This window comes from Salmonella enterica subsp. diarizonae, from assembly GCF_008692785.1.
Lineage (GTDB): Bacteria > Pseudomonadota > Gammaproteobacteria > Enterobacterales > Enterobacteriaceae > Salmonella > Salmonella diarizonae.
Map to the genome: position 1 here is coordinate 250,120 of NZ_VXJV01000007.1, position 12,977 is coordinate 263,096.

At 51.3% G+C, this 12,977-nt stretch carries 11 protein-coding genes; 10 read left to right on the plus strand and 1 reads right to left on the minus strand.

From position 1 onward, the window contains the following. The first annotated feature begins 37 nt into the window (after positions 1-37). Entirely contained in the window at positions 38-1,555 is a 1,518-nt protein-coding gene (gene purF, locus F4V72_RS16250; protein ID WP_023178212.1) for an amidophosphoribosyltransferase, read from the plus strand. 34 nt (positions 1,556-1,589) lie between these two features. On the opposite strand, the gene F4V72_RS16255 is transcribed toward purF, so the two are convergent. Then, complete coding sequence (locus F4V72_RS16255; protein WP_023247486.1) at positions 1,590-3,017, minus strand: sigma-54 interaction domain-containing protein; 1,428 nt, start codon at positions 3,015-3,017, stop codon at positions 1,590-1,592. A gap of 210 nt (positions 3,018-3,227) precedes the next feature. Here F4V72_RS16255 and F4V72_RS16260 point away from each other — a divergent pair, with 210 nt between their 5' ends. The 9 genes from F4V72_RS16260 to hisM all read left to right on the plus strand — a co-directional run bounded on the left by F4V72_RS16260 (position 3,228) and on the right by hisM (position 12,970). After that, positions 3,228-4,625 (plus strand): diaminopimelate decarboxylase family protein, encoded by a 1,398-nt coding sequence (locus tag F4V72_RS16260; protein ID WP_000132306.1) that lies wholly within the window; start codon positions 3,228-3,230, stop codon positions 4,623-4,625. A 90-nt stretch (positions 4,626-4,715) separates the two neighbouring features. Next, complete coding sequence (locus F4V72_RS16265) at positions 4,716-6,137, plus strand: APC family permease (protein ID WP_023178218.1); 1,422 nt, start codon at positions 4,716-4,718, stop codon at positions 6,135-6,137. Between the two features lies 1 nt (position 6,138). After that, complete coding sequence (locus tag F4V72_RS16270) at positions 6,139-7,242, plus strand: alanine/ornithine racemase family PLP-dependent enzyme (RefSeq protein ID WP_079813208.1); 1,104 nt, start codon at positions 6,139-6,141, stop codon at positions 7,240-7,242. Positions 7,243-7,305: 63 nt separating this feature from the next. Then, a complete protein-coding gene (locus F4V72_RS16275; RefSeq protein WP_053507769.1) occupies positions 7,306-8,712 on the plus strand; it encodes an amino acid permease in 1,407 nt (468 codons plus the stop codon). Positions 8,713-8,738: 26 nt separating this feature from the next. Further along, a complete protein-coding gene (locus F4V72_RS16280) occupies positions 8,739-9,308 on the plus strand; it encodes a UbiX family flavin prenyltransferase (RefSeq protein WP_053530037.1) in 570 nt (189 codons plus the stop codon). A gap of 288 nt (positions 9,309-9,596) precedes the next feature. Then, positions 9,597-10,379, plus strand: coding sequence for a lysine/arginine/ornithine ABC transporter substrate-binding protein ArgT (argT, locus tag F4V72_RS16285; RefSeq protein ID WP_023248524.1), 783 nt, complete (start codon positions 9,597-9,599; stop codon positions 10,377-10,379). A gap of 236 nt (positions 10,380-10,615) precedes the next feature. Further along, on the plus strand, positions 10,616-11,398 hold the full coding sequence (hisJ, locus tag F4V72_RS16290) for a histidine ABC transporter substrate-binding protein HisJ (RefSeq protein WP_053507768.1): 783 nt from the start codon (positions 10,616-10,618) through the stop codon (positions 11,396-11,398). A gap of 181 nt (positions 11,399-11,579) precedes the next feature. Beyond that, entirely contained in the window at positions 11,580-12,266 is a 687-nt protein-coding gene (locus tag F4V72_RS16295) for a histidine ABC transporter permease HisQ (RefSeq protein ID WP_023248522.1), read from the plus strand. After that, the gene (gene hisM / locus F4V72_RS16300; RefSeq protein ID WP_079817405.1) at positions 12,263-12,970 is read left to right on the plus strand and encodes a histidine ABC transporter permease HisM; all 708 of its coding nucleotides are present in this window, start codon (positions 12,263-12,265) and stop codon (positions 12,968-12,970) included. Before F4V72_RS16295 ends, hisM begins: the two co-directional genes overlap by 4 nt. The last annotated feature ends 7 nt before the right edge of the window (positions 12,971-12,977 follow it).

A 12,977-nucleotide genomic window follows, 5' to 3' on the forward strand; every position in this document is an offset into this window, starting at 1 on the left:
TAGGTTCTGAGATGTGGCTTAACGAGGAAAATGACGTATGTGCGGTATTGTCGGTATCGCCGGTGTTATGCCGGTCAACCAGTCGATTTATGACGCGTTAACAGTGCTCCAGCATCGTGGTCAGGATGCTGCCGGCATCATCACCATTGATGCGAATAACTGCTTCCGCTTGCGTAAGGCAAACGGGCTGGTGAACGATATTTTTGAAGCTCGCCACATGCAGCGTTTGCAGGGCAACATGGGGATCGGCCATGTGCGTTACCCTACCGCAGGCAGCTCCAGCGCTTCCGAAGCGCAACCTTTTTACGTCAACTCGCCGTATGGCATCACGTTGGCCCATAATGGCAATCTGACTAATGCGCACGAGCTACGTAAAAAGCTGTTTGAAGAAAAGCGCCGTCATATCAACACCACCTCCGATTCCGAAATCCTGCTCAATATTTTCGCCAGCGAGCTCGACAACTTCCGTCACTACCCGCTGGAAGCCGACAATATTTTTGCCGCGATTGCCGCGACTAACCGTCAAATCCGCGGCGCCTATGCATGCGTGGCGATGATTATCGGCCACGGCATGGTGGCTTTTCGCGATCCGCACGGCATTCGCCCGTTGGTGCTGGGTAAGCGTGACGTTGGCGATGGTCGTACGGAGTATATGGTCGCTTCTGAAAGCGTGGCGCTGGATACGCTGGGCTTTGAATTTCTGCGCGATGTCGCGCCGGGCGAAGCTATCTATATTACCGAAAAGGGGCAACTGTTCACGCGCCAGTGCGCGGATAATCCGGTCAGTAACCCCTGTCTGTTCGAGTACGTTTACTTTGCTCGTCCGGACTCCTTTATCGACAAAATCTCCGTCTACAGCGCTCGTGTGAATATGGGTACCAAACTTGGCGAAAAAATCGCTCGTGAATGGGAAGAGCTGGACATCGACGTTGTGATCCCTATCCCGGAAACCTCCTGCGATATCGCGCTGGAAATTGCCCGTATTCTCGGCAAGCCGTACCGCCAGGGATTTGTCAAAAATCGCTACGTGGGACGTACCTTTATCATGCCAGGCCAACAGCTACGCCGTAAATCCGTGCGCCGTAAGCTCAATGCTAATCGCGCGGAATTCCGCGATAAGAACGTCCTGCTGGTGGATGATTCCATCGTGCGTGGCACCACATCAGAGCAGATCATCGAAATGGCCCGGGAAGCAGGCGCGAAGAAGGTGTACCTGGCGTCTGCCGCGCCGGAAATTCGTTTCCCCAACGTTTATGGCATTGATATGCCGACGGCCAATGAGCTGATCGCGCATGGCCGCGAGGTGGATGAGATTCGTCAGATCATCGGCGCAGACGGGCTTATCTTCCAGGATCTGAACGATCTGATCGAAGCCGTACGCGCGGAAAATCCGGATATCCAGCAGTTTGAATGTTCGGTATTTAACGGGGTATATGTCACCAAAGACGTAGACCAGCAATACCTCGACTTCCTGGATTCATTACGTAATGACGACGCCAAAGCGGTGCTGTTCCAGAACGAAATGGAAAACCTGGAAATGCATAACGAAGGCTAATGGCTTTGCCAGCGGCGCGATGCCGCTGGCCATTTCAATTACGTACTACGCCGAAGCGGATACCGTATTTTTGTACTTTGTACTGTAACGTGGTGCGGGATACGTTAAGACTGCGGGCCGCGGCGGCAATGTTTCCCTGATGCGTATCCAGCGCGGTTTCTATTAAATGCCTTTCGTAGTTGGCAACCCGCACCTCCAGCGACCCCTCATACTGCGGATCGGGCAACGGGGGAAGGGGATTTCCCGTTGCGGCTTCCGCTACACCTAAATTTAACTCATCCTGCTCAAAAATGATGTGTTTAAGCAGCCCGTCTTTTTCCTGCATGATCATGCTGCGTACAATCGCATTTTCCAGCATCCTGACATTACCCGGCCAGGCGTGGTTGAGCAGGTCATTACGCGCCGTCTCGCTTAATCCGTGAATATCTTGCGGTACGTCATTACGGTATTTATCAATGAAATAATTCGCCAGTAAGGGAATATCTTCCGGGCGGGCGCGCAACGGCGGTAGCGTCAACATTCCGACGCTCAACCGATAAAAAAGATCTGCCCGCAGGCGTTCTTGTTGAATCAATTTGACGGGCGCTTCGTTCATGGCGGCAACGATCCTGACGTCAGAGTGGAGTTGTTGTTGTCCGCCGAGCCGCCAGAAGGTTTTATCCTGTAAGAATCGTAGCAACTTACTTTGCATCTCTATCGGCATGGCGTTCAGCTCATCCAGAAAGAGCGTTCCCCCGTTTGCCAGCTCCAGATAACCCTGGCTATTTTCCGCGCCGGTATAGGCGCCGCGCACGGTGCCAAAAAGCGTGCTTTCTATAAGCGTAGGCGGTAGAGCGCCGCAGTTCAGGGCGATGAACGGTTTATTCGCCCGCTTGCTGCATTGATGTATCAGGCGGGAAAATAGCTCCTTACCCGTTCCCGTCTCCCCGACAATCGTCACCGGAATATTACTGGCGGCCAGCCGTTTGGCTTTGGCGATATGACTGAGCATTTCCGGGTTTTCGGTAATAATGGCGTGGTGCTTCTCATGGTGATCGGCATACAGCAGTTGGTTCAGTTCTACCACCTGCTCCTGGAGTCGCCTGACGCCGGACATATTCCTGCCGATTTCGATAACGCCGACCATGCCGCCATCGCTTGCATAGAGCGGCGCGGTGGTGTGCTGATAGTCAACGGCCTGGCCTCGCGCATTGTAATAAATTTGATAATGACCAATGTATTCCACGCCTTTTTTTAACGATGAAAGCATCGTACTTTGGGTCTCTTTCATGCCCGGATAGACATCCAGCATATGTTTTCCCATTGCCCGTTCAATGCTGTAGCCGTCCAGATCCGCGCTTTCCTGATTGTAGTAAACGTATTCACCACGCTCATTAATAACGGCCAACGGCTGATGAATCAAATCGAAAAAGCGGGAAAACATCCTGAGCGCCGAGGCCAGTTCCTGATTGGTGGATGCCATACACGCATTCCTCACATCTATTTCTCATGTTGCCATTATAAAAGTGACGAATTTTCGTCGTTGTGATGAATAGCAAACTCAATGACGAAAATGAGAAAAAATTTATTTTTATAACCATTTGATTATTTTGATAAAAAATAGTGGCATGCCCTTTGCTTTATCCCTGTAAAGCACGCGGATTTTTACCATAAACATTAAGCAGAGGGCGTTATGACTGACTCGATTATGCAGAATTACAACCAGCTACGTGAGCAGGTAATCAACGGCGATCGCCGTTTCCAGCACAAAGACGGTCATTTGTGTTTTGAAGGGGTCGATCTGGACGCTCTGGCGCGCCAGTATCCCACGCCATTTTATGTGTTTTCTGAGCCGGAGATTATTCGTAACATTCATGAAATCCAGCAGGCATTTGCGGCGCATAAGAATACCAAAACTTTCTTTGCGTCAAAAACCTGCTCGGTCATGGGGGTGTTGAAAGCCATTCGTGACGCCGGAATTTGCGCGGAGGCAAACTCACAATATGAGGTTCGCAAGTGTCTGGAGATAGGCTTTCGCGGCGATCAGATCGTCTTCAACGGCGTGGTGAAAAAGCCTGCCGATCTGGAATATGCCATCGCTAACGATCTGTATCTTATTAATGTTGATAGCCTGTATGAGCTGGAACATATTGATGCCATCTCTCGCAAGCTGAAGAAAGTCGCCAATGTTTGCGTCCGCGTAGAGCCGAATGTTCCCTCGGCGACGCATGCGGAATTGGTTACCGCTTTCCATGCGAAGTCGGGTCTCGACCTGGAACAGGCGGAAGAAACCTGCCGCCGCATTCTGGCAATGCCTTATGTACATTTACGCGGTTTGCATATGCATGTGGGCGATCAGGTGCCGGAGTCAGAGCCTTTCGCAAAAGCGACCAAAGTGCTGGTGGATGAATCCCGTCGCCTGGAAGAAGTGCTCGGTATTAAATTTGATTTGATCAACGTGGGCGGCGGAATTCCGGTTCCCTATAAATATGACGACGAGAATGGCGACCCGTTAAAAGATAATATGTATGCCGGTATTACCGCTCAGGATTTTGCCGATGCGGTCATTCGCGAAGTGCATAAATGGCGTACCGATGTGGAAATATGTATTGAACCGGGACGTAAAGTGACCGGGTCGGCGGCGGTTTTACTGACGGAAGTCTCCTGCGAAAAACGTAAAACAAATTACGATCTTAACGGCAATGTGGAATGCCACGTTGAATGGAAATTTGTCGACGCTGGTTACAGCGTACTCTCTGACAGCCAGCATTTTGACTGGTTCTTTTATGTCTATAACGCCTCTCGCATGACGGCAGCGCACGACGCCTGGATAAAATTAGCCGGGCCGCTGTGTGATGGCGGAGATTATTTCCACATGGGAGTGAAAGGCGAAGAGTTTTTACTGCCGAAGGAGACTCATGTTGGCGATATTGTCGCGTTTCTTGACGCCGGGGCATACACCATTGAAAGTCAAACTGTTTATAACAACCGTCCGCGCACGGGCGTGGTGATGATCGATAAAAATGGTGAGACGCGTCTGATTCGTCGGGAAGACAGTTACGAAGATATGGTCAAGTACGACATTTATTAATACTGTTTTGGGCTTCAGTTTCATGCTGAAGCCCGTCGTCAGATGATAAGAAGAGGGCAGTGATGCCTGAATGCATAACAGGAGATGGCCATGAGTAACACGAATTCTGGCTTACTTGGCATCAAAGACATTGTCTTTATGAATGTCATCGCTATTCTGAGTTTGCGGCAAATCCCTAACGTGGCGCCTTACGGGGCATCGGCCATGTTGTTATGGGTGATAGCCGCATTCTGTTTGTTTTTTCCTTTAGCGATGGTATGCGGCGAGCTGTCAACCGGCTGGCCGAAAGATGGCGGGATATTTGTCTGGATTAAAGAGGCATTTGGTAAACGTATTGCATGGATTGTAGTGGTTTGTTTTCTCTTTTCCTGCGTACTGTTTTTCCCATTAATGTTGCAATTCGGCTTTACCGCGCTGGGCTATATGATCGGCGGCGGCCTGGCGGAAAATAAAGCGTTTATCGGTATTGGTTCCGCGGTGATTTTCTGGCTATTAACGCTGATGAATATCCGCGGGATGGAATGGACAAAAATTATTAATAGCATCAGCGCCTGGTGCGGCGTATTTATTCCCTCCGCCATCCTCATTTTGCTGGCGGTGGTATGGCTATGTACCGGACACCAGATGCAGACAGACTACGCTACAGCGAAAAACTGGATTCCGGATCTCGGACACTGGGATACGATCGTTTTCTTATCCAGCATGATGTTTGCGTTTGCCGGACTGGAGGTCGCCCCGATGATTGCCGGGCGTACCCGTAATCCACAGCGTGATTTTCCGCGAGCGATGGCCGTCTCCGCCGCCGTTATCGTTGGGATCTATATGGTCGGCACCTGGGCGCTAAATACGCTTTTACCCGCCGGGAAAACCGACATCGTGGCAGGCGTCATGCAGGCTATGCATGCTGCTGCGGACACGCTGCATATGCCGTGGTTAATTCCTGTTATGGCCATCTGTATGTTTTTTGGCGCTCTCGGGCAGATTAACTCCTGGCTGGTGGGGCCGATTTATATGCTCCAGGAAGCCTCGCGTGAAGATAATCTGCTGGGGGACCGAATCGGCAAATTACATCCGGTGTGGAAAACTCCCGCCTTTGCCTTGACTGTACAGGCGATTATTGTCACGGTCCTGTGTTTTTCGACTTTTATTTCGCCAAGCGTTGCGGCGGCTTACTGGATGTTAACGGCGCTAACGACCATCACCTATTTTATTCCTTATCTGGTGATGTTCCCGGCGTTCTGGCGTTTACGTAAGACTCAGCCGGATACGCCAAGAAGTTTTAAAATTCCGGGCAAGGTTTTACCGGCTATTTTACCCGCGCTGGGCTTTCTTTCTATCGCCTTTGCCGTTGCGCTGTTATTTATTCCGCCTTCTCAAATTGATATGGGCGGATATTTCCAGTACGCCGGGAAAATTATTGGCGGAGCCGTGCTGGCGGTTGTCGTCGCGGAGTACATTTACCATCGGGCGCAGAAACGTAATGCCCGTTTAAGCATGGCGGGAGGAAAATAAAATGTATATGCCAGTTCTGGAAATAAATCTACGCAAGCTGGAAGAAAACGCCCGCACGGAAAAAGCTCTGCTGGCAAGCAGCGGTATTGACGTGATGGCTGTCAATAAAGTTTTTGACGGCTGCGTGGAAACCGCGCAGGCGGTGTTCAACGGCGGAATTACCGTTATTGCTGAATCACGAACCTATAATTTGAAAAAAATACGCGAGACAGGATGTACGACCTGCCTGTTACGCAGCCCGTGTCTGAGTGAAATCGAAGATGTGGTGCGCTACGCGGATATTAGTTTAAATAGCGAGCCGGTGGTATTACGGGCATTATCGCAAGAAGCCCAACGCCAGGGGAAAACGCATCAGGTATTACTGATGGTGGATATGGGCGATTTACGCGAGGGTATCTGGTTTGGTGAATATCAACGCATTCTTGAGACCGTGACTCTGATTACTGGTCTGCCCGGTCTGGAATTATATGGACTGGGCACCAACTTTAATTGTTACGGCACCGTGTTGCCAACGGTAAAAAATGGCGAGGATTTTCTGGCGCTGGCCGCCCGGCTGGAAGCCGACAGCGGTATTCCTGTCCGGCGGCTTTCTGCGGGAAACTGCACCAGCTATCACCTGCTGGATAAAGGTATCTGGCCGCAGGGGCTGAATCATCTGCGCATCGGCGGAATGCATGAATTCGGTATTGAATATGTGGACATGAAATACCTGAATGAATTTCACCACTCCGCAAAACCGGTCGATAAAGCCTGTTCCGATATGTATATCCTGGAAGCGGAAATCATCGAACTGAACCGTAAACCGACCGTCCCGGTCGGGGAGCTGGGCGTCGATGCCTTTTTGCAAAGTAAAACCTTTGTCGATCGTGGCATACGCCGACGCGCATTGCTGGCGTTTGGTCGTCAGGATGTGCCGTCGGATAACTGTGTGCCATGCGACGACGCTATCACTATCTTAGGACAAACCAGCGATCATACGCTGGTGGATATTGAAGATTGTCGTCAGTCGCTAAAAGTAGGCGATGTGGTTCGCTTTGAGCTGGATTATACGGGCCTGTTAATGGCCTGCCAGACCAAAGGCGTCGCCTGGAGGTTTACGCGTTAACGCATAACCGCCGCGGCTATGTCGCGGCGGCATCTTTGACCTCACGAAAGACAGGGAGTAACGATGGATACCCTGCAACAATCACCGCCAGCAGAGCCTGAAGGCGGTCTGCGGCGTAACCTGAAAAAGCGGCATCTGCTGATGATGTCGTTGGGCGGCACGATTGGCACCGGCTTATTTATCGGCATTGCCGAACCGTTAAGCAGTGTCGGGCCGGCGGGAACCTTACTGGCCTATCTGTTTGCCGGAACCATTATGCTGGCGACGATGATGTGTCTTGGCGAATTATCATGCGCCTTTCCTCACTCTGGCTCATTTCAACATTACGCGCTGATGTTTATGCCGTCACCTGGCTGGAGCTATACCATTGGCTGGCTTTACTGGTTTAGCTGGGTATTTTCCCTTGCGGCCGACCTCACTGCCGCAGGGTTTATTGCTCACCAGTTTTTCCCCGCGGTTCCGGTATATATGTTCTGCCTGGCGATTCTGCTCATCCTGACGGCCATCAATCTCACCTCCGCAAAAAGTTTTGGCGAATGCGAATACTGGCTTTCGGCCATTAAGGTCTTCGCGATCGTGCTGTTTATCTGCGCGGGCGGGGTCATGATCTACTCGCTAATGGGCCATAGCGACTGGCACCCGACGTTAAAAACAGACGGAATGTGGTTTCCCCACGGTTGGGAGCAAATTGTGGTCTGTATGACGATCGTGATTTACTCCTTCCAGGGGGTGGAACTGGTAGGAAATGCGGCAGGGGAGACCGAATCGCCGCACATTATTTTACCGAAAGTGATCCTGGGGATTGGTCTCAGAATCATTTTGTTTTACGGCCTGGCGATTGCGGTGCTGGCGCTGGTCTATCCGCATGAACTGACGCCAAATGGACAAAGTCCCTTTGTATGGGTATTCTCCCACGCGGGCATTCCGGGGGCGGATACGCTGATGACGCTGGTGATCTTTTCCGCCGCGGTTTCTGCCGCCAACTCGGCCATTTACGCCAGTTCGCGTATGTTATGGTCTATGGCGGGCGATCGCTTTGCGCCAGCCTGCTTTGGTAAAACGAACGGCGGCGGCGTGCCGGTGTATGCTATTTTAATCACGGCTTTGCTGGCGCTGGTGTCGTTGCTGACCCGCTATATTCCCGCGCAGCAATTTTATTTATATCTGATCGCCAGTACCGGGCAGGTGGGTTGCCTTGCATGGATAACCATCGGATGGTGCCAGTATCGCTTCCGGCAATCGGTGCGTAATGGAACGTACGCCAGCGATTTGCTACGCTATCGATCGCCGCTTTTCCCCTGGACGGCCCGATTTGTCATTATCACCAATTTTGCCATTATGGTCGGCACCTGGTTTAGTGAGCAGGGGGTAGTGATAATGTTGGTTGAGCTGGCTTTTATGATAGGGATTCTTTTGTCATGGTATCTCTTCAAACCCACTTTGAACCGATTACGTAACACAGTGGGATGAACGGCGCTCGTAAACGGTAAGAGAACATGAAACGACTCATTGTAGGAATTAGCGGCGCCAGCGGAGCGATTTATGGCGTGCGCTTATTACAAATTTTGCGCGATGTCGATAGCGTGGAAACGCATCTGGTGATGAGCCAGGCGGCCCGGCAAACGCTGGCGCTGGAGACCCATTTTTCGCTGCGCGAGGTGCAGGCGCTGGCCGATGTGACGCACGATGCGCGCGACATTGCCGCCAGTATTTCCTCGGGCTCTTACCCGACGGCGGGAATGGTTATCTTGCCCTGTTCGATTAAAACGCTGTCGGGGATTGTCCACAGTTATACTGACGGACTGCTTACCCGCGCGGCGGATGTGATATTGAAAGAGCGGCGACCTCTGGTGTTGTGCGTGCGCGAAACACCGCTGCATATCGGGCATTTGCGTTTAATGACCCAGGCCGCTGAGATAGGCGCGGTGATTATGCCGCCAGTTCCGGCTTTTTATCATCTTCCACAGACGTTAGATGATGTTATAAATCAAACGGTTAACCGAGTTCTGGATCAGTTTGACATCCCCCTTCCGCACGATCTTTTTGTTCGCTGGCAGGGCGTATAGCGTTGTCTGTTTAGCGTGCATTATTGTCCCTGTTGCCCTGTTTCAGGGCAATTTTGTAACCGCGATCATATCCTCAACATTTAATTCGTTAAAAGCCGCCGAAACGCTGCGGTTCAACCGCCATACCTGCTATCTTCAACATCAGGACAATATTGCAACGTTTTATTAACAAATTTAACGTCAAATAGTTTTGCTGACGTGAAAATGGCATAAGACCTGCATGAAAAAGTCTGCAAACACACAACACCACGTAAAACATAAGAAAATGACGCCACTTGAGGGGTATGTATGAAGAAGACCGTTCTCGCTTTGTCTTTGCTGATAGGTCTGGGCGCGGCGGCGGCCAGCTACGCCGCGCTCCCGCAAACGGTTCGTATTGGAACGGATACCACCTACGCGCCTTTCTCATCGAAAGATGCTAAAGGCGACTTTATTGGCTTTGATATCGATCTCGGTAATGAAATGTGCAAGCGTATGCAGGTGAAATGTATCTGGGTTGCCAGCGATTTTGATGCGCTTATTCCCTCACTAAAAGCGAAAAAAATCGATGCCATTATTTCATCGCTCTCTATCACCGATAAACGTCAGCAAGAAATCGCGTTTTCCGACAAACTTTACGCGGCGGATTCACGCCTGATTGCGGCAAAAGGTTCCCCCATTCAGCCGACGCTGGAAGCACTGAAAGGCAAGCATGTCGGCGTGCTGCAAGGGTCCACGCAAGAGGCTTACGCCAATGATAACTGGCGAACTAAAGGCGTGGATGTGGTGGCTTATGCCAACCAGGATCTTATCTATTCCGATTTGACCGCGGGTCGTCTGGATGCCGCATTGCAGGATGAAGTCGCCGCCAGCGAAGGATTTCTGAAGCAGGCAGCGGGTAAAGAATATGCGTTTGCCGGCCCTTCCGTGAAGGATAAAAAATATTTTGGTGACGGGACGGGGGTTGGGCTGCGCAAAGACGATACCGAGCTAAAAGCTGCGTTTGATAAAGCGCTCGCGGAACTGCGCCAGGACGGAACTTACGACAAAATGGCCAAAAAGTACTTCGATTTTAATGTCTACGGCGATTGAGAGAAGGGATAGCGCACCGCGTTGGGGAACTATCACGGTGCAAAATAGATGCCTTGCACCATTTTGGTGCATAAGCCGTTGCGGAACAGGCGCATAAATGCATACTTAATCGATTTTTATGCAAAATAAACCGGCTGACAAGGTAGAATGCTTTGCCTTGTCGGCCTGATTAATGGCACGATAGCCGCATCGGATCTGTAAAGATCTCCTATAAAGACAGTCTGTTGAGGATAGTTATGAAAAAACTGGCGTTATCCCTTTCTCTGGTGTTGGCATTTTCCAGCGCTACCGCAGCATTTGCCGCTATTCCACAAAAGATTCGTATCGGTACCGATCCGACTTACGCGCCGTTTGAATCCAAAAATGCACAGGGTGAATTGGTCGGCTTTGATATCGATCTGGCCAAAGAACTGTGCAAACGTATCAACACACAGTGTACGTTCGTGGAAAACCCGCTGGATGCGCTGATTCCATCTTTAAAAGCGAAGAAAATTGATGCCATCATGTCCTCGCTGTCCATCACTGAAAAGCGCCAGCAGGAGATCGCGTTTACCGACAAGCTTTACGCCGCCGATTCCCGTTTGGTGGTGGCGAAGAGCTCGGATATCCAGCCGACCATCGCGTCGCTGAAAGGCAAGCGCGTCGGCGTGCTACAGGGGACAACGCAGGAGACCTTCGGCAACGAGCACTGGGCGCCGAAAGGGATTGAGATCGTCTCTTATCAGGGGCAGGACAACATTTATTCCGATTTGACGGCTGGTCGTATTGATGCGGCGTTCCAGGACGAGGTCGCCGCTAGCGAAGGTTTCCTTAAACAGCCCGTCGGAAAAGACTACAAATTCGGCGGTCCATCGGTGAAAGATGAGAAGTTGTTCGGCGTAGGAACCGGTATGGGGCTGCGCAAAGAGGATAACGAGCTGCGTGAAGCGCTGAACAACGCGTTTGCTGAAATGCGTGCTGACGGTACTTACGAAAAGCTGGCGAAAAAGTACTTTGATTTTGATGTTTATGGCGGTTAATCACCGTCGGTGCAGATAAAGCCCAGAGAATGTTGATCGTCTGCATTGCCTGATGGCGCTGTGCTTGTCAGGCCTACGGGGAGCGTCGTAGGCCTGACAAGCACAGCCGCCATCCGGCGTGATGTGAGGCAAAAATGCAAAAGAGGCTTCTTACTTCACCACACACAACAGGACAGGCTGCATGTTGTACGGGTTTTCAGGCGTAATTTTACAAGGCGCGATCGTCACGCTGGAACTGGCGCTCAGTTCCGTGGTGCTGGCCGTGCTTATCGGTCTCGTCGGCGCGGGGGCGAAGCTTTCGCAAAACCGGGTAACGGGGCTTATTTTTGAAGGGTACACCACCCTGATTCGCGGGGTGCCGGATCTGGTATTAATGCTGCTGATATTTTACGGATTGCAAATCGCGCTTAACGTGGTGACCGATTCGCTGGGTATCGACCAGATAGATATTGATCCGATGGTAGCCGGTATTATCACCCTCGGTTTTATCTACGGCGCCTATTTTACCGAAACCTTTCGCGGCGCATTTATGGCGGTGCCGAAAGGCCATATCGAAGCGGCGACGGCCTTTGGTTTTACCCACGGGAAAACCTTCCGGCGGATTATGTTCCCGGCGATGATGCGTTACGCCCTGCCGGGGATCGGCAATAACTGGCAGGTGATACTCAAAGCGACGGCGCTGGTGTCGCTGCTGGGCCTGGAAGATGTCGTCAAAGCCACGCAGCTTGCCGGTAAAAGTACCTGGGAGCCTTTCTATTTCGCCGTGGTCTGTGGACTTATCTACCTGGTATTTACCACCGTCTCCAATGGTGTGCTGCTCTTACTTGAGCGTCGCTATTCCGTGGGCGTGAAGAGGGCCGATCTGTGATTGAGATTATTCAGGAGTACTGGAAATCCCTGCTGTGGACGGATGGCTATCGTTTTACCGGTGTGGCGATTACGCTGTGGTTGTTAATTTCATCGGTGGTGATGGGCGGTCTTCTGGCGGTGATTCTGGCGGTGGGCCGCGTTTCCAGTAATAAATTCATCCGTTTTCCCATCTGGCTGTTTACGTATATTTTTCGCGGCACGCCGCTGTACGTACAGCTACTGGTGTTCTATTCGGGGATGTATACGCTGGAGATAGTTAAAGGCACTGACCTTCTTAATGCGTTTTTTCGCAGCGGACTGAACTGTACCGTACTGGCGCTGACACTGAATACCTGCGCGTACACCACGGAGATTTTCGCCGGGGCGATTCGCTCGGTGCCGCACGGTGAAATTGAAGCGGCACGGGCCTATGGCTTCTCGTCATTTAAAATGTATCGCTGCATTATTTTGCCGTCGGCATTACGTATCGCCTTGCCTGCCTATAGCAACGAAGTGATTTTAATGCTGCACTCTACGGCGCTGGCGTTTACCGCGACGGTGCCGGATTTGTTGAAAATCGCCCGCGATATTAACTCAGCGACTTACCAGCCGTTTACCGCGTTTGGCATTGCCGCCGTGTTGTATTTACTCATTTCGTATGTCCTGATAAGCCTGTTCCGCCGGGCGGAAAGACACTGGTTGCAGCACGTGTCCTCTAAATAATTCGAGT

Excerpts from the sequence above, each read along its gene's own strand:
- F4V72_RS16270 (WP_079813208.1), top strand. The coding sequence starts at position 6,139 with ATGTATATGCCAGTTCTGGAAATAAATCTACGCAAGCTGGAAGAAAAC.
- F4V72_RS16260 (WP_000132306.1), top strand. The coding sequence starts at position 3,228 with ATGACTGACTCGATTATGCAGAATTACAACCAGCTACGTGAGCAGGTA.
- F4V72_RS16265 (WP_023178218.1), top strand. The coding sequence starts at position 4,716 with ATGAGTAACACGAATTCTGGCTTACTTGGCATCAAAGACATTGTCTTT.
- F4V72_RS16295 (WP_023248522.1), top strand. The coding sequence starts at position 11,580 with ATGTTGTACGGGTTTTCAGGCGTAATTTTACAAGGCGCGATCGTCACG.
- F4V72_RS16275 (WP_053507769.1), top strand. The coding sequence starts at position 7,306 with ATGGATACCCTGCAACAATCACCGCCAGCAGAGCCTGAAGGCGGTCTG.
- F4V72_RS16255 (WP_023247486.1), bottom strand. The coding sequence starts at position 3,017 with ATGGCATCCACCAATCAGGAACTGGCCTCGGCGCTCAGGATGTTTTCC.
- purF (WP_023178212.1), top strand. The coding sequence starts at position 38 with ATGTGCGGTATTGTCGGTATCGCCGGTGTTATGCCGGTCAACCAGTCG.
- argT (WP_023248524.1), top strand. The coding sequence starts at position 9,597 with ATGAAGAAGACCGTTCTCGCTTTGTCTTTGCTGATAGGTCTGGGCGCG.
- F4V72_RS16280 (WP_053530037.1), top strand. The coding sequence starts at position 8,739 with ATGAAACGACTCATTGTAGGAATTAGCGGCGCCAGCGGAGCGATTTAT.
- hisJ (WP_053507768.1), top strand. The coding sequence starts at position 10,616 with ATGAAAAAACTGGCGTTATCCCTTTCTCTGGTGTTGGCATTTTCCAGC.